12 protein-coding genes are annotated in these 13,024 nt (G+C 68.1%); 7 read left to right on the forward strand and 5 right to left on the reverse strand.

Translation table 11 applies throughout. The features are described 5' to 3' along the window. The first annotated feature begins 51 nt into the window (after nucleotides 1-51). The gene (locus AC1MGR_RS03355) at nucleotides 52-1,002 is read left to right on the forward strand and encodes a LysR family transcriptional regulator (protein WP_480233649.1); all 951 of its coding nucleotides are present in this window, start codon (nucleotides 52-54) and stop codon (nucleotides 1,000-1,002) included. On the opposite strand, the gene AC1MGR_RS03360 is transcribed toward AC1MGR_RS03355, so the two are convergent. Continuing rightward, on the reverse strand, nucleotides 999-2,090 hold the full coding sequence (locus tag AC1MGR_RS03360; RefSeq protein WP_480232078.1) for an IS630 family transposase: 1,092 nt from the start codon (nucleotides 2,088-2,090) through the stop codon (nucleotides 999-1,001). The genes AC1MGR_RS03355 and AC1MGR_RS03360 overlap by 4 nt on opposite strands. 270 nt (nucleotides 2,091-2,360) lie before the next feature. Here AC1MGR_RS03360 and AC1MGR_RS03365 point away from each other — a divergent pair, with 270 nt between their 5' ends. Together AC1MGR_RS03365 and AC1MGR_RS03370 are read left to right on the forward strand one after the other, a co-directional pair. After that, entirely contained in the window at nucleotides 2,361-3,116 is a 756-nt protein-coding gene (locus tag AC1MGR_RS03365; RefSeq protein ID WP_480233650.1) for a glucose 1-dehydrogenase, read from the forward strand. A 79-nt stretch (nucleotides 3,117-3,195) separates the two neighbouring features. Then, a complete protein-coding gene (locus tag AC1MGR_RS03370; protein ID WP_480233651.1) occupies nucleotides 3,196-4,116 on the forward strand; it encodes a bestrophin family protein in 921 nt (306 codons plus the stop codon). A gap of 177 nt (nucleotides 4,117-4,293) precedes the next feature. On the opposite strand, the gene AC1MGR_RS03375 is transcribed toward AC1MGR_RS03370, so the two are convergent. After that, complete coding sequence (locus AC1MGR_RS03375) at nucleotides 4,294-5,073, reverse strand: class I SAM-dependent methyltransferase (RefSeq protein WP_480233652.1); 780 nt, start codon at nucleotides 5,071-5,073, stop codon at nucleotides 4,294-4,296. Nucleotides 5,074-5,160: 87 nt separating this feature from the next. Between AC1MGR_RS03375 and AC1MGR_RS03380 the strand changes: the two genes are divergently transcribed. Next, nucleotides 5,161-5,631: an Rrf2 family transcriptional regulator gene (locus AC1MGR_RS03380; protein WP_480233653.1), complete on the forward strand. Its 471-nt coding sequence runs from the start codon at nucleotides 5,161-5,163 to the stop codon at nucleotides 5,629-5,631. A 56-nt stretch (nucleotides 5,632-5,687) separates the two neighbouring features. On the opposite strand, the gene AC1MGR_RS03385 is transcribed toward AC1MGR_RS03380, so the two are convergent. Continuing rightward, a complete protein-coding gene (locus AC1MGR_RS03385) occupies nucleotides 5,688-6,800 on the reverse strand; it encodes an asparaginase (RefSeq protein ID WP_480233654.1) in 1,113 nt (370 codons plus the stop codon). 249 nt (nucleotides 6,801-7,049) lie between these two features. On the opposite strand from AC1MGR_RS03385, the gene AC1MGR_RS03390 reads away from it, so the two are divergent. The 3 genes from AC1MGR_RS03390 (at nucleotide 7,050) to AC1MGR_RS03400 (ending at nucleotide 11,041) form a co-directional block, all read left to right on the forward strand. Further along, nucleotides 7,050-7,982: a LysR family transcriptional regulator gene (locus AC1MGR_RS03390; protein ID WP_480233655.1), complete on the forward strand. Its 933-nt coding sequence runs from the start codon at nucleotides 7,050-7,052 to the stop codon at nucleotides 7,980-7,982. Nucleotides 7,983-8,171: 189 nt separating this feature from the next. After that, nucleotides 8,172-8,471 (forward strand): hypothetical protein, encoded by a 300-nt coding sequence (locus tag AC1MGR_RS03395; RefSeq protein WP_056216013.1) that lies wholly within the window; start codon nucleotides 8,172-8,174, stop codon nucleotides 8,469-8,471. A gap of 452 nt (nucleotides 8,472-8,923) precedes the next feature. Continuing rightward, complete coding sequence (locus AC1MGR_RS03400) at nucleotides 8,924-11,041, forward strand: TonB-dependent siderophore receptor (RefSeq protein WP_480233656.1); 2,118 nt, start codon at nucleotides 8,924-8,926, stop codon at nucleotides 11,039-11,041. 44 nt (nucleotides 11,042-11,085) lie between these two features. Here the strand turns inward: AC1MGR_RS03400 and panB are convergent, their stop codons facing one another. Both panB and AC1MGR_RS03410 read right to left on the reverse strand, forming a co-directional pair. After that, nucleotides 11,086-11,910 carry a 3-methyl-2-oxobutanoate hydroxymethyltransferase gene (gene panB, locus AC1MGR_RS03405; RefSeq protein ID WP_108035550.1) on the reverse strand — a complete coding sequence of 275 codons (825 nt, stop codon included), beginning with the start codon at nucleotides 11,908-11,910 and terminating at the stop codon, nucleotides 11,086-11,088. A gap of 523 nt (nucleotides 11,911-12,433) precedes the next feature. Beyond that, the gene (locus AC1MGR_RS03410) at nucleotides 12,434-13,021 is read right to left on the reverse strand and encodes a rhodanese-like domain-containing protein (RefSeq protein ID WP_480234923.1); all 588 of its coding nucleotides are present in this window, start codon (nucleotides 13,019-13,021) and stop codon (nucleotides 12,434-12,436) included. Nucleotides 13,022-13,024 lie beyond the last annotated feature (3 nt).

Here is a 13,024-nt window from a genome sequence, read left to right on the forward strand (position 1 = left end):
GAACGGGTTATCAACAAAAGCTCCGGCGCCGCATCTCGATGAGGGGCCCTCATGGTTCTTGCGTCGGCGCTTCCGTGGCGGCACAACTTTTCCGTGCCGCCCCCTCGTCCCAGCCTGCCGGCCCTCGGAGCTTTCCTCGCGATCGCGAAGCATCGCAGCTTCCGACGCGCGGGCCTGGAACTCGGCGTCAGCGCCTCGGCCCTGAGCCATGCCCTGAAGAGTCTCGAGACGCAGCTCGGCGTCCGCCTCCTTAACCGGACCAGCCGGAGCGTCACCCTCACCGCGGCCGGCGAGGATTTCTTCGCCGGGCTCGATGGGCCCTTCCTGGCCATCGGTCAGGCCGTCGAGGCGCTGAACCACCATCGCGGCGCGCCCGCTGGGCGCGTGCGCCTCAACGTGCTGGAGCATGCCAGCGCGCTTCTCCTCCCCCCGGTCCTTCCCGTCTTCCTCGCCCGCTACCCGGACATCGCGATCGACGTGCGCGTGTCGAACAGCCTGCTCGACGTGGTCGATGCGGGCGCCGATGCCGGGATCCGCTACGGTGACACGGTCCCGGAGGACATGGTCGCGCAGCGCCTCTCGGCCGAAATCCGCTGGGTCGTGGTGGGCGCGCCCACCTATCTGGAGCGCTTCGGGGTGCCGACGCATCCCCACGACCTCCTCGCCCATCGCGGCCTGCGCGTCCGGCTCGGCGACGACCGCATCTACCATTGGGAGTTCGAGCGGCACGGCGAGGCCATCGCCGTCGATGTGCCGGGGGCGCTGACCCTCGACCAGACCGGCCTCGCGGTGGCCCTGGCCCAGGCCGGTGCGGGTCTCGCCTACCTGCCCGAACCCTGCGTGATGCCGCTGGTCCGAGAGGGGGCGCTCCGGTGCGTGCTCGGCGACTGGTCCCCGGCAGGCGCCGCTTTCTACCTCTATTATCCGGGGCGTCGTCAACTGCCGACGGGCCTGCGCCTGCTCATCGCCCTTATCCGCGAGATGCGCCCGCTCGGCTTCTAGTGGTCTGAGTTAGAAGTTCTCTGACAGAAGCGTCCGACGCTTGCGAGGATCGCATCAGCGGGTTTGGTCCAGACGAAGGGCTTTGGATCGGTGTTGGTCTGAGCGATGTAGGCGTGGATCGCAGCTTCGAGATCGCTGGTCTGTTGGAAGGCACCACGCTGCAGACGTCGACGGGTGAGCAGGGCAAACCAACCCTCGACGAGATTGAGCCATGATGCGGACGTCGGCGTGAAATGAAGGTGCCAACGCGGACGCTTCACGAGCCAGTCGTGGATCAGCTTGGTTTTGTGGGTGGCCGCGTTGTCGAGCACGAGGTGCACGTCGAGATCGCTTGGGACGGCCGCTTCGATCTGATCGAGGAAGTCGCGGAACTCGACCGAACGGTGCCGGCCTGTGCAGTGGCCGATCACCGTCCCGGCCTGGACGTCGAGGGCGGCGAACAGGTCGGTCGTACCCTGGCGACGATAATCGTGAGTTCGGCGCTCCGGCTGGCCGGGCCGCATCGGCAGCACGGGGGCCGTGCCCGTCAGCGCTTGGATCTGCGGCTTCTCGTCGACGCACAGCACCACGGCACGATGCGGCGGAGCCATGTAGAGGCCGACCACGTCCCGGACCTTGTCGACGAAGGCGGGATCGGTCGAGAGCTTGAAGGTGTCGGTCTTGTGCGGCTGCAGCCCGAAGGCACGCCAGACTCGCGAGACCATGCTCTGGCTCATGCCGACCCGCCGGGCCATGGCGCGGGTCGACCAGTGGGTGGCGTTCTCTGGCTGGCTCTCCAGCGTGAGGGTGACCATCCCTTCGATGGCCGTGTCCGTGACGGCACGTGGCGCACCGGAGCGGGGCAGGTCGACGAGGCCGTCGAGGCGATGAGCGAGGAAACGGGCGCGCCACGTCGTGACGCTCATCCGGCTGACGCCGAGATCACGGGCAACGCCACTGTTGGTCGATCCCGGCTCGGCGCAGGCCAGCACGATCCGCGCGCGCTGAGCCAAGGCTTGGCCGACATTGCGACGGCGGATGAGCCCCGCTAGGCGCGTGCGCTCGTCCTCAGTCAAATGGAGAGGAGCAGGTTTTGGACCACGGGCCATCGGTCACCTCCGTGCGGACATCCCCCACACGTAGGTGCAAGCTCAAAATCTGCAACAGAACTTCTAACTCAGACCACTAGGTCGCATCGGGCGGGTCAGGCACGATGAGCGGGGCTCATCGCTCCGATGAAGCGATGCCGGGTCACGCCTCGCGGTCGTCCCGCCTACATCGAGGCAGTCGCTCCGGGGCGAGGGGCCGATGGCGACGCGATCATCGGGACATCCCTCCGATCCAGGGTGCCCCGCTCCCCGCCTTCGTGAGGTTCCGCCATGCCCCGTCCCGATCGATTCACCGGCCGTGTCGCCCTTGTCACCGGGGCCGCCAGCGGCATCGGGCGCGCCACCGCCGTCGCCTTCGCCCGGGAAGGGGCCCGCGTCGCCATCCTCGATCGGACCGCGGCCGCACTGCAGCCGACCGCGCAGGCGGTTCGGGAGGCCGGCGGCGAGGGGCTGGTCCTCGCCTGCGACATCGCCCAGCCCGAGGAGGTGGAGGCGGCGATCGCCGAGACGGTGGCCACCTTCGGCCGCCTCGACATCGCCTTCAACAATGCCGGCGTCGAGAACGTGGCGGCGCCGGTGGCGGAGATCGCCCTCGCGGATTGGGACCGCATCCTCGACATCAACCTGCGCGGCACCTTCGTATGCATGAAGCACGAGATCGCGCAGATGCTGCGCCAGGGCGGCGGCGTCATCGTCAACACCGCGTCGGGCGCCGGCATCCGGGGCGTCGCGGGCGGCGCCAGCTACGCCGCTTCGAAGCACGCCGTCATCGGGCTGACCAGATCGGCCGCCCTCGACTACGCCACCGCCAACATCCGGGTGAATGCGGTCCTACCGGGCAACATCGCGACGCCCATGATGGACCGCTTCACCGGGGGCGACATCCAGAAGGCGATCGATCTGGAGCCGATCGGCCGCCTGGGGCGGCCCGAGGAGATCGCCGAGGCGGTCCTGTGGATGAGCGCCGATCTTGGCGCCTTCGTCACCGGCGCCGCGGTCTCCGTCGATGGCGGCTGGTCGCTCTGATCCTTCCGTCTACGGCTCGGGTCGCCCCCGCCGAAGGGCCGCGGTTGCGGGACGCGCCGCGGCCTGAGAAGACGGTGGGATGATCGTCCGTTCGCGCCCGAGCCTCCTCGACATCCTGTTCACCCTGCGCGGCTCGATCCTGCCCCAGGTCGCGCTCAAGGTCGTGGGCATCACCCTTGTGGCGGTGGTCGTGGTGGCGGTGGAGCGGCGCTGGCCCGAGGCGTTCCCGATCACCGCTGGCGTCGGGCCCTTCACCCTGATCGGCATCGCCCTGTCGATCTTCCTGAGCTTCCGCAACAGCGCCTGCTACGACCGCTGGTGGGAGGGCCGCCGCGCCTGGGGCAGCCTCGTGGTCGAGACCCGGGGGCTCGCCCGGCTGGTGACCGCTCTCTTGCCGGGGGAGTCCGCCGAGCCCCTGCGGGGGCGTACCCTGCGGCGGCTCTCGGCCTTCGCCCATGCCCTGCACGCGCAGCTCCGCGGCAGCGATCCTCGCGCGGCGGCCGCGCCCTGGCTTCCGGAGGTGGAGGTCGCGCCGCTGGCCCGGCATCCGAGCGCGGCGGATGCGGTGCTGGCCGGGCTCACCGCCGATCTCGCCAAGGCCTATCGCCGAGGGACCCTCACCGACGTGCTGTTCGCCGCCCTGGAGCACAAGATCGCGGCGCTGGCGCAGGTCCAGGTGGTGTGCGAGCGCATCCAGAACACGCCGCTGCCGTTCGCCTACACCCTCCTCCTCTACCGCACGGCCTGGATCTACTGCCTGCTTCTGCCCTTCGGCCTCGCGGCCTCCCTCGGCTGGGCGACGCCGGTCGCCACGGCGCTCGTGGCCTACACCTTCTTCGGCCTCGATGCCCTGGGCGACGAACTGGAGGAGCCCTTCGGCCTCGCCCCGAACGACCTGCCCCTCGACGCGCTGTTGCACACCGTCGACGGTATCGTCCTCGATGCCCTCGGCGAGACCGCGCCGCCGCCCCTGGTGCCGGAGCGCTACCTGCTGACGTGAAGGCGCCACCGCGTCCATCCGCCGACATGGCCGGCCCGGTGCCTCGGATGAGTTTCAGGAGGGGCGGACTTCCACCAGTCCACTTCTGGAGCCTGGTTCGCTGGACCAGGCATCCGCCCGAACGACTGGGCCCGCGGCCTTGCTCTTCGATGCACCGCTTTTCGTACGGCGAACTCTCTATCGCTGTGCCACGGCGATCAGCGCCGTCGAGGGAATGGGCAGCACCGATCGATGGCCCGTCATGCGTCGCACCTCTGAGATCACCGACGCCTTGTCCGAATCGTTCAAGTCCGTCCAATCCGGCGAGAGGCCGAATACCGTATCCGGGTCATCGAGCATGGCCACGTCGAGCTCATAGTCGAAGACCACGCGCTCGATCCGGCAGTCGCGATACCCGGCGACGACCAGTTCACGGGCGAACCCATCTGGCTCACCCAGCGCCTTGACGCCTTCAGGCATCGCTCGGGTCTCGCGGTCGGGGAACAGCTTACGGCGGATCTGCCCGAGCAACAGAAACGTCGCGGCTCCCTGTTCCTGCCACGTTGCGACGACACCCCAGCCGCCGGGCCGGGTCACCCGCACCATTTCGGCGAGCCCCCTTCGCCAATCGGGGAACATGATCACGCCGAAGATCGAGAACACGGCGTCGAAGCTCGCGTCGGGCAGAGCGAGGGCCTGTCCGTCCATCACTTTCGCGTCGACATTCGACAGTCCCGCCGCCGTGATCCGAGCGACCATGGCGGGCGAGAAATCGGTCGCCAGAATCTTTGCGCCTGTCCGTGCCGCAGCGAGCGTGAGCGCCCCCGTTCCCGCTGCGATGTCGAGGACGCGGCTGCGAGCGGTCAAGGGCACGCGAGCGAGTGCGGCTTCGGCAAAGCGGGCGGTGAACGGATGGGCGGTCTTCTCGTAGTGGAGGGCGACCTTGTCCCACCGCTCGGGGTTCTCGAACTCTCGCATCGGCTTCGCTCCCGCAATCACGTAACTTATAAAGTAACGTGATGTGTCGCGGTTGCCAATCGCGCTGGAGCCATCGAGGATCGCGCCGTGCGCAACGACAGCCGCCTCTCCCGAACGCTCCACGTGCTCCTTCACATGGCGCGTCACGAAGGACCGATGACGTCCGAAACCATCGCGCGAATGCTCGGGACAAACCCCGTCGTCGTCCGCCGGACGATGGCAGGGCTGCGAAAGGCCGGCTACGTGAGATCGGAGAAAGGACACGGTGGAGGATGGAGCATCGCCGCGGATCTGAACGCGGTTTCGTTGCTCGATGTCCATCGCGCTGTCGGCGGCCCTCGCGTCTTCGCGATCGGTAGCGACCGGTCAAACCCCGATTGCGCCGTTGAGAAGGCCGTCAACGAGGCGATCGAGGACACGTTGCGTGAGGCCGAGGCTCTGCTGATCGCGCGGCTGGGCTCGGTCAGCCTTGCCCATCTGGCGCGCGGTTTCGATGCCCGGTGTGACGGTGCGAAGTCCACGACTGCGCCCTGGGGCGAGGGATCGCTTTCCCGTTGACGGTATCGGGTCGACGGCGGACACCTCCCGAAGCGTCCGCCATCGACCCGGAGTGCTCAGTATTCCCAGAAGATCCGCTGCAGTTCCTTGGTGTCCTGCGTCTTCGTCAGGGCGACCGCAGCGAGGATCTTGGCCTTCTGCGGGTTCAGGTCGTGGGCGACCACCCAGTCGTACTTGTCGTCGGGCTGCTCGGCGTTGCGCAGGACGAAGCCGTCGCCGACGCGGGAGGAGCGTATGATCTGAACGCCCTTGGAGCGGAGGTCCTTCAGGGTGTCGACGAGGTAGCCCGCCACCGAGCCGTTGCCGGTGCCCGCATGGATGATCGCCTTGGCGCCCCCTGCCACCGCGCTGGTGTAGGCCTCAGGATGCATGTTGCCCGAGCCGTACACGATGGCGACCTCGGGCAGGCTGTCGATGCCGTCGATGTTGAACTCGGAGGTGGTGCCGTGGCGCTTCACCGGCGCCCGGAACCAGTAGGTCTTGCCCTCCACCACCATGCCGAGCGGTCCCCACTGGCTGAAGAAGGCCGAGGGCTTGATGTTCACGCGCTTGGTGGTGTCGCGCCCGGCCTGGATCTCGTCGTTCATGGTCAGGAGCACGCCCTTTGCGCGCGCATCCTTGGCGCCCGCCACGGTGACGGCGTCGAGGAGGTTGAGGGCGCCGTCCGCAGAGATCGCGGTCGAAGGCCGCATCGAGGCCACCATCACGATGGGCTTGTCGGTCTTCACCACGAGGTCGAGGAAGAAGGCCGTCTCCTCCACGGTGTCGGTGCCGTGGGTGATGACGACGCCGTCGACGTCGTCGCGCTTGACCAGGGCCGAGACCTTCTTGGCGAGTTCGATGAGCTGCGCGTTCGTGAAGCTCTCAGAGGCGATCTGGAACGCCTGCTCGCCGCGCACGTCCGCCACCGCGGCGATGGCCGGCACGGCGGCGATGAGCTTGTCCACCGGCACCTTGGCGGCCTGGTAGGTGGCGCTGTTGGCCGCTTCCGCGCCGGCCCCCGCGATGGTGCCGCCCGTGGCGACGATGACGACGCGGGGTTTGGCCGAAGCGGCGGGGGCGGAGGCCGTCTCGCCGGGCTTGGCTGGAATCGGCCCCTCCAGCGCGATCGCGGGGAGGGCGGTTCCGACCATCAGGGCCATCAGGGCGATCGGCAGGGTACGGCGCATGGGGATTCTCGGGTCGTTTCGGGAGCGGTATTGTGGCGCCGTGCACCGGCAAGGCCCAGCCGAAAAACGCGCCCGTGACGGATCAATCCCGAGGCATCCGGGAAAATGTCATCGGACAGGCGCGATCGCGCGCGATCGGCCTGCCTCGGGGGCGTCCCAGAAAAGGATCGGACGAGGGCCTTGCACGCCCGCCCGTCCGGGGCGAGGAGGCTGTGCGGGGCTGCAGGGACCGGGCGGAACGAACCGATCATGACCATCGATCACATCGATCTGTCCCGGGTCGACCTCAACCTGCTGGTCGCCCTCGACGCGCTGCTGGCCGAGCGCAGCGTCACCCGGGCCGCCGCCCGCATCGGCATCGGCCAGTCGGCGATGAGCAGCAGCCTGGCGCGCCTGCGCACCTTGTTCTCCGACGAACTCCTGACGCGTGCGCCCGAGGGCATGCGTCCGACGCCGCGAGCCCTGGCCCTGGCCGAACCGGTGCGGACCCTGCTGCGGCAGGTCCAGGCGCTGGTGCGCCGCGACGCAGAATTCGATCCGCGCACCGTGACCCGCACCTTCACCATCGGCCTGCCCGACAGCGCCGAGGTGCTGATCGGTCCCCGCCTCCTCGCCCACCTGCGGGCGGAGGCGCCGGGCATCAGCCTGCTCCTGCGCTCCATCGACCGCATCCGCATCCTGCAGGAGCTCGACGCGGACCGGGTCGATCTCGGCATCGGCTTCTTCTCGGAAGGCCAGACCCACCACAAGCAGCGCCTGCTCTACCGCGATAGCTATCTCTGCATGTTCAATGCCGACCTCGTCGGCCTGGCGCCGCCGATCTCGCTCGACGATTACCTGCGCTTTCCCCACGTGCTCACCAGCCTCAAGGAGACCGCCCATGGCGTCGTCGACGATGCCCTGGCGCGGCTCGGGCGCCGGCGTACCCTGGCGGTGACGACGCCCCGCTTCCTCGCGGTGCCGTTCCTGGTGCGCAGTGCGCCCGTGCTGACCACCATGCACGCTCGGCTCGCCACCTTCTTCGCCGGAGCGCTGGGCCTCACCGTGAGCCCGGCCCCGGTGGCCCTGGAGGACGTGGCGATCTCGATGCTCTGGCACGCCTCCTACGACGACGATCCCGCCCATCGCTGGCTGCGCCGAACCCTCCTCGCTCTCGTGGAGGAACCGACCGGTACGATCTGAACCGTCGGGGCGGGACGCAGCCACGGAAGTGGCACAATCCTGCGCGAATTCCGCGACGCGAGAGGATTCGCACGGATGTGATTCACGGGCGGGCGAGGTTCGTTACCGTTCATCAACCGTTCGGTGATTCCCTCCCACAGTGACGCTTATGGATTTGCACACGCTCTTCGGGATCAAAGGAACGGAGCTATGAAGAACTCGCTGGTCGCGGCCCTCGTGGCCGCCTCGTTCGCCGTCGCGGCGACCCCGAGCGCCCAGGCGCGCGATGGCATCGGGGCTGGCGGGGCCGCCGCTCTCGGCGTGCTCGGCGGCCTCGCCATCGGTGGCGCGATCGCCTCGTCCCAGAACGATGGCTACTATCCCGGCCGCCCGGTCTACCGGGCCCCGCGCCCGGTCTACGTCGAGGAAGAGGTCTGCCACATGGAGCGCCGCGGCTACGTCGACGCCTACGGCTACGAGCACATCCGCCGCGTCCGCGTCTGCGAATAAGGCAGGCCGGGGGGGGGGGGGCGAGCAGACGCCCGGCTCCACCGCTTCACGATCCGGTTCTATGACTGGCAAGACGGCCCCGCCCCCGAGGCGGGGCCGTTCTCGTTTCGGCTGACCCTCCGGTTGCTGCTGGAATCATACTTCAGGGCTGCTGCCGTCTTTCCGTTCTTACCGTAGCAAAGCGCAGGCGCCCGGCCAGCAACCATATAATTGTATTAGTTCTAAAATGTTGCTTTGCGATCACGTTGCGTAATTGATTAGATCTGCCTCCCGGCCTGCTCATTGACCGTCTGAAGTTTTTGTTTCAATTGGCCGCAATACACTTGGTCGTAGGTCAAAACGTGCCGCTTTTCTTTGTGATCCCTTCCGCACAACCGAAGCGCGGTGTGTTCAACCTGAAGATGGCGTTGGCCAGTTCGGTGGCTGCCCTGGTCGCAGGAGCGATTACGCCGGTGGCCGCGCAGCAATCCAGCCCGCCGAGCGCATCGAGCGTGACCCTCGACACCCTGGAGGTCGTGGGCGATCGCCGCGGTGGCACGGCGATCGGCGCGGCCGAGGATCCGCGCGGACCCGTCGCCGGCTACGTCGCGACCCGCTCCGTCTCCAGTACAAAGACCGACACCGCGATCATTCGGACGCCCCAGGCGATCTCCGTGGTGGGACGCCAGCAGATCGACGACCAGAAGCCGGCCTCGCTTGCCGAGGCGACGCGCTACGCGCCCGGCGTCCGTGGCGAGACCTTCGGCGCCGACCCGCGCAACGACTGGTTCCTGATCCGAGGCTTCACCGCCCAGGAATCGGGCTACTTCCTCGACGGCCTTCAATTGTTCACCTCGGCCTTCGCCACCTGGAAGCTGGAGCCCTTCGGCCTGGAGCGGCTCGAGATCCTGCGCGGGCCGAATTCCGGCCTCTACGGCGGCGCCAGCCCCGGCGGCATCATCAATGCGGTGAGCAAGCGACCCCCGATCGTGCCGATCCGCTACGTCGAGACCGGCGTCGACAATTACGGCAACGCCTATGCGGGCTTCGACATCGGCGGTCCCGTGGATGCGCCCGGCACCGAGGGCAAGCTGTTCTACCGGCTCGTCGGCCTCGGACGGGCGGGCGGCACGCAGGTCGACTACGTCAACAACGACCGCTTCTTCTTCGCACCCTCGATCACCTGGAAGCCCGACGCCGACACCTCGCTCACCGTTCTCGCCCAGGTACAGCGCGACCGCGCCGGCACCCAGAACTTCCTGCCCTACGAGGGTACCGTCACCCCGGCGCCCTTCGGCTTCATCAAGACGAGCCGCTTCACGGGCGATCCGGCGACCGACCGCCTGACCCGCTCCCAGGACATGATCGGCTACGAGTTCGAGCACCGCTTCGACAACGACATCAAGTTCCGCCAGAACGCCCGCCACGGCACCGTCACCGTCAATCTCTTCAACCGGTACGGTGGCGGCTACGCCACGACTCCGGCCGCGGGCGACCTCAGCCGGTTCGACTTCTTCACCCGCGGTGCTGCGGTGCAGAGCGACATCGACAATCAGCTGGTCATCCCGTTCCGCACGGGAGATTTCGGCCACACGGTGCTCGCCGGCTTCGAGTATCGCCGCTACCAGATCGACGACTACCAGGCCTTCGGCTTCGGTCCGTCGCTGAACCTGATCCGGCCGATCTACCCCAACACTCCGCTCAACCTGGGCGCGCCCTATCAGAATGCGCTGATCACCCAGAACCAGTTCGCAGCCTATCTGCAGGACGAGATCACCTTCGGGAACTTCTCCCTGGTGCTCAGCGGCCGGCACGATTGGGTCGCCACCGACAACGACAATCGCATCGGCGCCAGCACCAGCCGCGACACCAGTGCCTTCAGCGGCCGCGTCGCCCTGATCTACAACGACGAATCCGGGCTTGCCCCCTACGTGTCCTATGCGCAGGGCTTCAACCCCACCGTCGGCCTCAACGGCGTGACCGGCCAGCTCCTGCTGCCCGAGCGGAGCGAGCAGACCGAAGTCGGCCTGAAGTACAAGCCCCCGGGCTTCGACGGCTACTTCGCCGCGGCCCTGTTCGACCTGACCCGTTCGAACGTCGTGACCACCAATCCGCTCAACATCCAGCAGGTGGTGCAGACCGGCGCAGTGAATTCGCGCGGCGCCGAGATCGAGATGGTGGCCAACCTCGCCCCCGGCCTGCGGGCCATCGCCTCGTATACCGCCTACGACCTCTCGGTGACCCGCGACCTGAACACCGCCCTGATCGGCACGACGCCGACCAACACCCCGGAGCAGTACGGCTCGCTGTTCGTGGACTACACGTTCCAGAACGGCGCCCTGCGGGGCTTCGGTTTCGGCGGCGGCGTGCGCGGCGTCGGGCGCTCCTTCGCCGATCAGGCCAATCAGTTCCGGGTGCCGGGCTACGTCGTCGGCGACCTCGTCGCCCACTACGACTGGGAAGGCTGGCGCTTCGCCCTCAACGTCGCGAACGTCTCGGACGAACGCATCGTCAACAGCTGCAGCACCGTCACGGCCTGCTATTACGGCGAGCGCCGCCGGGTGCTCGGCAGCATCGGCTACCGCTGGTAGCGTGAGACCGGACCCCCGCGGGATCAGCCCGCGGGGGGGGCGGCTCAGAGCGGCTGATACGTGTGCTCCTCGGCCGGGAAGCTGCCGGAGCGGACTTCCTCGGCGTAGTCCTTCACCGCGGCCTCGATCTGGCCCCGCAGGGTGCCAAAGCGCTTCACGAATTTCGGGACGCGGTCGCTCAGGCCCAGCATGTCCTCGAGGACGAGGATCTGCCCGTCGCAGGCCATGGTGGCGCCGATGCCGATCGTGGGCGTTGTGATGTCGGGGGAGGTGGCGATGGCCCGGGCCACCGGCTCGACGATGCCCTCCATCACGATGGCGAAGGCGCCGGCGTCGTTGATGGCGCGGGCATCGGCCATCAGGCGGCGCTCGCCGTCGGCCTCGCGACCCTGCACCTTGAAGCCCCCCATGGTGTTCACCGACTGGGGCGTCAGGCCGATATGGCCCATCACCGGAACCCCGCGCTCCACCAGGAAGGCCACGGTCTCGGCGAAGCGTGCCCCACCCTCCATCTTGATCGCCCCGGCGCCCGTCTCCTTGAGCACGCGGGCGGCGTTGAGGAAGGCCTGCTGCGGGCTCGCCTCGTAGGAGCCGAACGGCATGTCCACGACCACCAGGGCCCGCGAGGTGCCCCGGATCACCGCCTGCGCCTGGACGATCATCATCTCCAGGGTGACGGGCAGGGTCGATTCCATGCCGTGCATCAGCATGCCGAGGGAATCACCCACCAGGATGAAATCGCAGTACGGGTCGAGGATGCCGGCGGTGTGAGCGTGGTAGGCGGTCAGCGCGATGATCTTGCGCCCCTCGGCCTTGCGCTTGGCCAAGTCGATCGCGCGGATGCGGCGGGATTGAACGGCTTGCGACATGGAACTCCACCCGGCTGGTGCGGATCGCCGGAATGCGGCGGCCCGTCTGCTGGTGGCGTCTCTATACACGGCCTCGCCCGCGCGCGCGCGGGCCGAAGTAACGGTCCCCCGGCATTGTCGCCGGACCCCCGATAGCCATGCTCTGCAAGTGGTATACCAGATGCCGTCCTGCCAGCAACAGGTCACATGGGCAAAGGTCTGAGCGTCGTAAGTCTTACCCGGGGGCGTCGATAGCAGCGATGGCGTCGCTGCTCCATGCTCTCTCCGGGCGTTTCCTCCCTAGACTTACGGGCGCCTCTGGGTGCCTTTATTCCGCCACAACGGAACCGCTGTCAACTGCGCATGTGCCAGTCTGTCTGCGGAGGCCTGCAGATAATTTAAGCGTTGCCGCAGAATCCTAAAACATCGTGCCCGATCAACGAGTTCGTTTTGCGAAGCTCCGGTTCGGCAGATCTTCTCCAGCAGGTCTTGTCCGGCAGATCGTCCGCCGCGACCGCGCTACCGGGCCGCGAGACTTTCCAGCCTAGCGCTGCGCCTCGCCCCCAGCCCGAGCGCTCCAGGCGGCGTCTTCAGGGATCACCGTGGTGGGGTGGCGCTCCTGCCAGCCCTCGATGCCCTCGGGGAACCAGTGCACGCGGGTATAGCCCTCGAGCACCAGCCGCTTGGCCGCGTTCCAGCTGCCCCAGCACTCGGGATGGCAGAAGGCGACGATGGCCCGGCCCTTGTCGCCGCCGGTCAACTCCGCGATGCGTCGGGAGAACAGGGCCTCCTGCGCCGGATCGAGGGGCGCGGCACCGGCATTGGCCATCCAGACCGCGCCGGGGATCGAGCGGTGGGCGGGCAGCCAGGGCCGGTCGTCCGGAAAGCCCGCCGGGCGCCGGTCGGCCAGGGACACGTCGAGCAGGACCGGCTTGTCGCGCGCGATCAGGGCATCGAGGGCGTCGATCTCGATGACGCTGGCGCCGGCCAGGGTCGCTGGGGTGTAGCCCCGCTGCGGCCCGGTCCAGATCCCGTCCGGCTCCGGCACGTTCACGGGGGAATCCGCCGGGCTGGCCGCCGCCAGGACGAGCAGGGCGGTTCCCGCGACCGCGAGTCGGACGAGCCGCTGCATCAT

The sequence above is a fragment of the Methylobacterium sp. BI1 genome (assembly GCF_056680125.1).